Annotated in this window: 7 protein-coding genes; 6 read left to right on the top strand and 1 reads right to left on the bottom strand. The window is 30.2% G+C overall.

The window, feature by feature from the left end; translation table 11 throughout:
- The first annotated feature begins 117 nt into the window (after positions 1-117).
- The 6 genes from KGF50_RS19385 to KGF50_RS19360 all read left to right on the top strand — a co-directional run bounded on the left by KGF50_RS19385 (position 118) and on the right by KGF50_RS19360 (position 6,034).
- A complete protein-coding gene (locus KGF50_RS19385) occupies positions 118-1,158 on the top strand; it encodes a M42 family metallopeptidase (RefSeq protein WP_227849577.1) in 1,041 nt (346 codons plus the stop codon).
- A 379-nt stretch (positions 1,159-1,537) separates the two neighbouring features.
- The gene (locus KGF50_RS19380; protein WP_227434807.1) at positions 1,538-1,789 is read left to right on the top strand and encodes a TM1266 family iron-only hydrogenase system putative regulator; all 252 of its coding nucleotides are present in this window, start codon (positions 1,538-1,540) and stop codon (positions 1,787-1,789) included.
- Between the two features lie 14 nt (positions 1,790-1,803).
- Positions 1,804-3,012 (top strand): [FeFe] hydrogenase H-cluster maturation GTPase HydF, encoded by a 1,209-nt coding sequence (gene hydF / locus KGF50_RS19375; RefSeq protein ID WP_227849576.1) that lies wholly within the window; start codon positions 1,804-1,806, stop codon positions 3,010-3,012.
- A gap of 35 nt (positions 3,013-3,047) precedes the next feature.
- Entirely contained in the window at positions 3,048-4,133 is a 1,086-nt protein-coding gene (gene hydE, locus KGF50_RS19370; RefSeq protein WP_227849575.1) for a [FeFe] hydrogenase H-cluster radical SAM maturase HydE, read from the top strand.
- On the top strand, positions 4,134-5,510 hold the full coding sequence (gene hydG, locus KGF50_RS19365) for a [FeFe] hydrogenase H-cluster radical SAM maturase HydG (RefSeq protein WP_227849574.1): 1,377 nt from the start codon (positions 4,134-4,136) through the stop codon (positions 5,508-5,510).
- A gap of 89 nt (positions 5,511-5,599) precedes the next feature.
- A complete protein-coding gene (locus KGF50_RS19360; RefSeq protein ID WP_227849573.1) occupies positions 5,600-6,034 on the top strand; it encodes a hypothetical protein in 435 nt (144 codons plus the stop codon).
- Positions 6,035-6,106: 72 nt separating this feature from the next.
- Here the strand turns inward: KGF50_RS19360 and KGF50_RS19355 are convergent, their stop codons facing one another.
- Positions 6,107-7,426 (bottom strand): aminotransferase class III-fold pyridoxal phosphate-dependent enzyme, encoded by a 1,320-nt coding sequence (locus KGF50_RS19355; RefSeq protein ID WP_227840643.1) that lies wholly within the window; start codon positions 7,424-7,426, stop codon positions 6,107-6,109.
- Positions 7,427-7,527: the final 101 nt, after the last annotated feature.

Here is a 7,527-nt window from a genome sequence, read left to right as displayed (position 1 = left end):
ATCTTATATATTATTTTTTTTAATAGATTTAGAGATTTTTCTTTCAAATACAGTTTTCAGAACATTCGTATTTATGTTATAATTTGTATGAATATATATTTTTTAGGAGGAAATAATATGAACTTAAATTTAACTAATACTATAAATTTAATGAAGAAGTATCTTGATATACCAAGTCCAGCTGGATATACTGAAAATGCAGTTTTGGAAAGCAAAAAGGATTTTGAAACTCTAGGTCTTAATACTACTCTTACAAAAAAAGGTGCACTTATAGCTACTCTTCCTGGTGAAGATGATTCAAATCAAATAACAATATCTGCACACATGGATACACTTGGTGCTATGGTAAAAGAAATATCACCAGATGGTACTCTTAAATACCATAAAGTTGGTGGTGGTTGTTGGGCCGCTATAGAGGGTGAAAATTGTACTGTTATAACTAGAAAAGGTAAAAAAATCAGAGGAAGTGTTGTGTTTAAATACGCTTCTACTCATATATATGGACAGACAAAAGCTGCATCTGAAAGAAATGAAGAAACAATGATTATCAGACTTGATGAAAAAGTATTTAATAAACAGGATGTTTTGGATTTAGGAATAAGTGTTGGAGATTTTGTATGTCTAGACCATCGTTTTGAAGCTACAGAATCTGGCTTTATAAAATCTAGATATATAGATAACAAAGCAGCTGTAGCAATGGTTCTTGAAATAGCTAGATACTTTAAGGAAAACAACTTAACACCTAAACATACTACCAACTTTTATATAAGTAATTATGAAGAAATTGGACATGGTGTCTCTAAAGCTTTACCTGAAAAAACTAGAGAATTTGTAGCAATAGATATAGCACCTACTGGACCAAGTCAGACATCTAGTGAACATGGTGTAACTATAGTTGCAAAAGATAACTTATCTCTATATGATTTTAATTTAAGAAATAAACTTGTAGATGTTGCAGAAGATAATAATTTAGATTATGCTGTCGATGTATTTACTTTTTATGGTTCAGATGCTTCAGAGGCTATTCGTTGGGGAGAAGATGTTCAAATAGCTTGTGTTGGCCCTGGAACAAATAATAGCCACCACTACGAAAGAACTCACATAGAAGCAATTGAAAATACTCTAAAACTTCTTATAAACTATATGCTAAAAAAATAATTAACTATATATTTTATTAAAGTCATTTCTTTGTAAATAACCAATTTTTATTTTTATTTTTATACAAAAATTGGTTTTTCTATAGACTTAATCTCGATTTACTACTATTATATAAGTAACTTCAATTTTCTTTAGTTAATTTTTATACGATTCACACAAACTGTATAAAAATTTTCTTTAGTTAATTGTTGTTAAAATAAATTTTACAAGCTAACCCTACCAGAAAAGAGTTATCTAATCTGTAAGGAAATAGTTTAATATAGCACATTATAATTGTGTAATTAATAACTTTTCTTTTGTAGAAACTTTTCTTTAAAAAGAAAAGTTTTTTGATTTTGGATTTGTTTAAGAACATATTTTCTGAGTTAGGAGGATATTTATGAAAAAGGTTGCGGTTATAAGTGCTATTTTGGAAGAACCAAAAGAATGTCAGCTTAAATTTAATGAAGTTGTATCAACTTTTAAAGGCATTATTAAAGGTAGAATGGGAATTCCTTGTGAAGAAGAAGGTGTCTCAATTGTATGTATAGCAGTTGTTGGCGAAATGGATATTATCAATAGTTTGACTGGTAAATTGGGAAACATACCTCATGTATCTGTAAAAACTAGTATATCAAAAAAAGAAATTTAAGGTGGTGAGTACAAATGAGTCTAAATTCTACTCCACAATCAATAAGAGTACATATAGGTCTCTTTGGCAAAAGAAATGCAGGTAAATCTAGTGTAATAAACGCTATAACAAATCAAAGTGCTGCGATAGTATCAGATATTGCTGGAACTACTACAGACCCAGTATTTAGACCAATGGAAATCCTTCCTATAGGACCTTGTGTTCTTATAGATACTGCTGGTCTTGACGATGTTGGTGAGCTTGGTGAGCTTAGAATAAACAAATCATTAGATATTTTAGAAAAGACAGACATAGCTTTACTAGTAGTGGATTGCCAAATTGGTGTGTCAAAAGAAGATTTATCACTAATTGAAAAGTTTAATGATAAGAATATACCTCATATTTTAGTACTTAACAAGATTGATACAATTAAAAATCAATCTGAAATTTTAAGCTTAACTAAAAATAAAGTTAAGTGTCCAGTTGTTTCTGTCTCATCAACAGATAAAATTGGAATTGAAGATTTAAAAAATGAAATAATAAAGGTTTTACCTAAAGATAGTACTGAGTTTAAATTGGTATCAGATTTAATTGAGCCAAATGATTTAGTTGTCTTAGTCGTTCCAATAGACAAGGCTGCTCCAAAAGGTAGGCTTATACTTCCTCAACAGCAAGTTATAAGAGATATTTTGGATACTGGAGCAATTTCTATAGTTACAAAAGAAGATAACTTAAAAGAAACTCTATCTAATTTAAGTAAAAAACCTAAGCTTGTTATTACTGACTCTCAAGTATTTCCACAAGTGGATAAAGATACCCCAAAAGATATTCCTCTTACATCTTTTTCTATATTGTTTGCTAGACAAAAAGGAGACCTTAAAGAATTAATTGATGGTGCCTATGCTTTAGAAAATTTAAAAGATGGTGACAAGGTCTTGATGGCTGAAGGTTGCACTCATCACAGACAAACTGATGATATTGGAACGGTTAAAATCCCTAATATGATTAGAAAGAAAACTGGTAAAAATATTACTTTTGAATTTAGTTCTGGAGTATCCTTCACTGAAGATATAACTAAATATGCACTTGTAGTTCATTGTGGAGCTTGTATGATGAATAGAGCTGGAATGTTATCTAGAATAGAAAAGGCAAAATCTTTCAATGTACCTATTGTAAACTATGGTATTTTAATAGCATATACAAAAGGTATTTTGGAAAGATCACTTGAACTTTTCAATTACTAAAAATTTAACTATATTTAATAAATACATATTTAGATATGACTAAAAATAAGATTAAATACTTTATAGATAAACTTTACAGCATTAATTCATTAAGCTTTGATGAACTACTATACTTAATAGAAAATATCGACAATGAAGAATATAACTTTGAACAAAATTTGAGAAACTATCTTTACAAGCAAGCTAGCGATATGAGAAATAAACACTATGGAAATAGAGTATACTTAAGAGGGCTTATAGAACTTACAAACTACTGCAAAAACAATTGTTACTACTGTGGTATACAATCTTCTAACAAAAATATTACAAGATATCGACTTTCAATGGATGAAATACTTGAGTGTTGTGATATAGGTTATAAGATAGGATACAGAACTTTTGTTTTACAAGGTGGTGAAGACACATATTTTACTGATGATAAGATATGTGAGATTGTTTCAAGTATAAAAAATAAATATGAGGATTGTGCTATAACATTATCATTAGGAGAAAAAAGCTATGACTCCTATAAAAAATACTTTTTAAGTGGTGCAGATAGATATCTTTTAAGACATGAAACTGCCACAGACAACCATTACAAAAAATTACATCCGCCTAACATTGAACTTAGAACTAGAAAAGAATGCCTTAAAAACCTCAAGGAAATTGGTTATCAAGTAGGTGCTGGATTTATGGTTGAGTCGCCATTCCAAAGCAATGAGGACCTTGTTCGTGACTTATTATACCTAAAAGAGTTAAATCCTCATATGGTTGGTATAGGACCTTTTATCCCACATCATGATACAATCTTTAAAGATTATAAACATGGTGATTTAGAAAAGACACTACTTATGCTTTCAATTACGAGACTTCTACTTCCAAAAGTCTTATTACCTGCTACAACAGCTCTTGCATCTATAAACCCTAGTGGTAGAAATGCAGGTCTTTTAGCTGGTTGTAATGTAATTATGCCAAACCTTTCTCCTCAAGAATTTAGAAAACAATATTCTCTTTATGATAACAAAGCATTTACTGGTCAAGAAGCTTGTGAATATCACCAGAGTTTAGAGGAAAATATCAAGTCACTAGGACTTAAAGTTGACTACTCTCGCGGTGATAATATTGAATGGAGGCGTTTGTAAATGTTCATAAAACATGAACTTATTAATTCTTTATTAGAGGATGCAAAAAATTCAACTTCTGATGATATTGAGAAAGTACTTGATAAGGCTGATAGAAGAGAAAAACTTAGCTATAAAGATATAGCTACACTTCTTGAAGTAGAAGATAAAAAACAACTTGATAGATTATTTAGTATAGCTGGGCAAATAAAAAATGAAATATATGGTAATAGAGTGGTTTTATTTGCCCCTCTTTATGTATCAAACTATTGTGTAAATGAATGTGTTTACTGTGGTTTCAATACATGCAATAAATTTAAAAGAAAAAAACTTACTATGAATGAAGTAAGAGAAGAAGTTAAAATACTTGAAAAAATGGGTCATAAAAGACTTGCTTTAGAAGCTGGCGAAGACCCTAAAAACTGTGATATAAATTATATATTAGACTGCTTAGATGCAATTTATTCAACATATAATGAAAATGGAAACATAAGAAGGGTAAACGTTAACATAGCTGCCACTAGTGTAGATGAATATAAACTACTAAAAGAAAAAGGAATAGGAACTTATATACTATTCCAAGAAACTTACCATAAGCCAACATTTATAAAGATGCATGGCCAATCTGTAAAAAATGACTACTACTATCATTTAACAGCTTTTGATAGAGCCATGGAAGCTGGAGTTGATGATGTTGGTGCAGGAGTTTTATTTGGTCTAGCTGACCCTAAGTTTGAAGTTTTAGGACTTATGATGCATAATGAACACCTAGAAGAAAAATTTGGTGTAGGATTCCATACCATATCTTTCCCTAGATTAAAAAAGGCTGAAGGTATGAGTTTAGAAAACTTCCCTCATTTAGTTTCTGATGATATGTTCAAAAAAATCGTAGCTATAACTAGATTGGCTGTTCCTTTTACTGGAATTATAATGTCTACTAGAGAAACTGCCGAAATGAGAAATGAATTACTAAAATATGGTGTATCACAAGTTAGTGCAGGTTCTCTAACAGGTGTTGGTGGATATAAAGCATATGAAGATGGTGACAATACAGATCAATTCGAGGTTGGAGACCACAGAAGCCCTGTAGAGGTACTTAAAGAACTAATCACTGATGGATATATCCCTAGTTACTGTACAGCCTGTTATCGAAAAGGTAGAACTGGAGATAGATTTATGAGCTTGGCTAAAAGTCGTCAAATTCACAATGTCTGCACACCAAATGCACTTACTACATTAAATGAATTTTTAATTGATTATGGTGACGAAGAACTTAAAGTTATGGGTAAAAAACTTATTACTGAAGAAATAGCTAAGATAGAAAGAGAAGACATAAGAAACATCGTATCTAACAATATGACTGCCTTAGAACGTGGGGAAAGAGATTTATACTTATAAAATTTTATTCATTGTATATTATTATTGTATATTCTATAGGTTAGTAGTAATATTATCTAAAGGGAAAGTTTAAGGGAGGGAGATTAACATTGAAAGATAACAACAATACCAATAAAACTATTCAATTTGGAGAAAAAAAAGCTAGCCTAGAAAACAATATTCAAAAAAATAAAAATGTCAAACTTGACGATACACACAAAGTCATTCCTTACCCTAAAAATAGAAAAAAGGATGATAAAAAGAAAAATAACAAAAAAAAGAATACAAATATAAACAAACATAAGGTCAATAGAGATAATTATGGACATTCTTTTTTTAATAACAAATACAAATATAAAAGAAAACCATATGTTATTGCTTTATACACAGTAATTTTTATTCTTTTAGCAATTTTGATTATAACAAAATTGACAGATAGTTCGAGTAAGAGTAACTACTCTCGTAATACTGTTTCTAATACTCACAAAAGTAATACCCAAAACATAACCTTTAATGAATCGACTAATCTTCTTACTTGTGGGTAACTTAAAAGAGTTATCTCATTTCAGAAATTACTTTCTAAAATTGAGATAACTCTTTTTTATTTAATATCTATTTTACCAACCTTGAGTTACTTCATAAACTTCGTCACCAATTCTACCATTTAAATAATCATCTATTGCAGAATCTATAATACTCATTGCTTTATCTACTTGCTCCTTAGTTATTACTAGAGGTGGTTGTACTCTTAAAGTAGATTGTCCTAAGAATATCATTATCAATCCAGTTTGTATACATCTATAGCATATCTTAGCTGTGGCATCTGGATGTTTTTCAGTAGAACCTTTTCCTTTAACTATATCAACTCCTATAGATAAACCTAAGCCTCTTATTTCTCCAATTATATCGTATTTTTCTTTTAGTTTTTCAAATCCTGCTTTAATATAATCTCCCATTTCTATACTCTTTTGAAGTAAGTTTTCTCTTTCAATTATTTCTATAGATTTTAAAGCAGCTACACATACTGTTGTATTTCCAGCCAAAGTAAATAGATGTGCTGGCGCATCAAGACTTTGCATTATTTCTGTTCTTCCAACAACTGCTCCTAGAGGTAATCCTCCACCAACAGATTTTCCAAGAACTATAAGGTCTGCTTCAATACCAAAATTTTCTATACCAAACCATTTACCTGTTCTTCCCATACCTTGTTGTATTTCATCACTTATAAGTAGTATTCCATTTTCTTTACATATTTTACTCAATCCTTGAATCCATTCTACTGGAGGCACTATTATTCCTGCATCTCCTGCAATTGGTTCTATAAATATTGCAGCTACTTCTTCTACTGGTAAGTAGTGTGCAAAAGCGTATTCCATTTCATCTAAACATTCTTTAGCAGTTCTATTTTTATCTGGATAATGGAAGTGATAAACTTCTGGTAATAATGGACCCATTTTTCTTCTCATGTTTGTACTTAATGCAGATATAGATATAGCTCCATAAGTACTTCCATGATATGATTCACACATAGATATTATTTTTGTTCTTCCAGTGTATCCTCTTGCTAATTTTATAGCAGCATCTATACAAGCAGAACCTGTTGCACTGTATAATACTTTCTTATCATTATCTCCAGGGGCTATTTCCACAAGCTTTTCAGCTAATTTTACAGGAGGATCACTATGGAAATATGCAAGTGTATATTGTGTGATATCATCCATTTGTTCTTTAACTGCTTGTGAGATTTCCTTATTTCCATGACCTACATTTGCAGAGCCTGCACTTGCTAAAAAGTCTACATACTCATTACCTTCATAATCATATAGCATCGCACCTTCACCTGATTTAAATGCTACTGGATAATAAGGTATTTTTTGAGTTTTAGCAACATATTTTTTTTCTTCTGTACTTATCATTTGACTAGTTATCTCGCTCATTGGCAAATCATTCCCCTCTTTAAGTAAATTTATATTTTTAGAATTATTGCAAGTTATAAAGATATTTTTATATAAAATTCTTTATATACTAATGTTAGTAT

The sequence above is a fragment of the Clostridioides sp. ZZV15-6598 genome (assembly GCF_020657705.1).
GTDB lineage: Bacteria > Bacillota > Clostridia > Peptostreptococcales > Peptostreptococcaceae > Clostridioides > Clostridioides difficile_F.
This window is presented reverse-complemented; position numbering and strand designations above follow the sequence as displayed.

What these genes read in the sequence shown, in the direction of transcription:
- KGF50_RS19355 (WP_227840643.1), bottom strand. Translation starts at nt 7,426, where the DNA reads ATGAGCGAGATAACTAGTCAAATGATAAGTACAGAAGAAAAAAAATAT.
- hydG (WP_227849574.1), top strand. Translation starts at nt 4,134, where the DNA reads ATGTTCATAAAACATGAACTTATTAATTCTTTATTAGAGGATGCAAAA.
- hydF (WP_227849576.1), top strand. Translation starts at nt 1,804, where the DNA reads ATGAGTCTAAATTCTACTCCACAATCAATAAGAGTACATATAGGTCTC.
- hydE (WP_227849575.1), top strand. Translation starts at nt 3,048, where the DNA reads ATGACTAAAAATAAGATTAAATACTTTATAGATAAACTTTACAGCATT.
- KGF50_RS19380 (WP_227434807.1), top strand. Translation starts at nt 1,538, where the DNA reads ATGAAAAAGGTTGCGGTTATAAGTGCTATTTTGGAAGAACCAAAAGAA.
- KGF50_RS19385 (WP_227849577.1), top strand. Translation starts at nt 118, where the DNA reads ATGAACTTAAATTTAACTAATACTATAAATTTAATGAAGAAGTATCTT.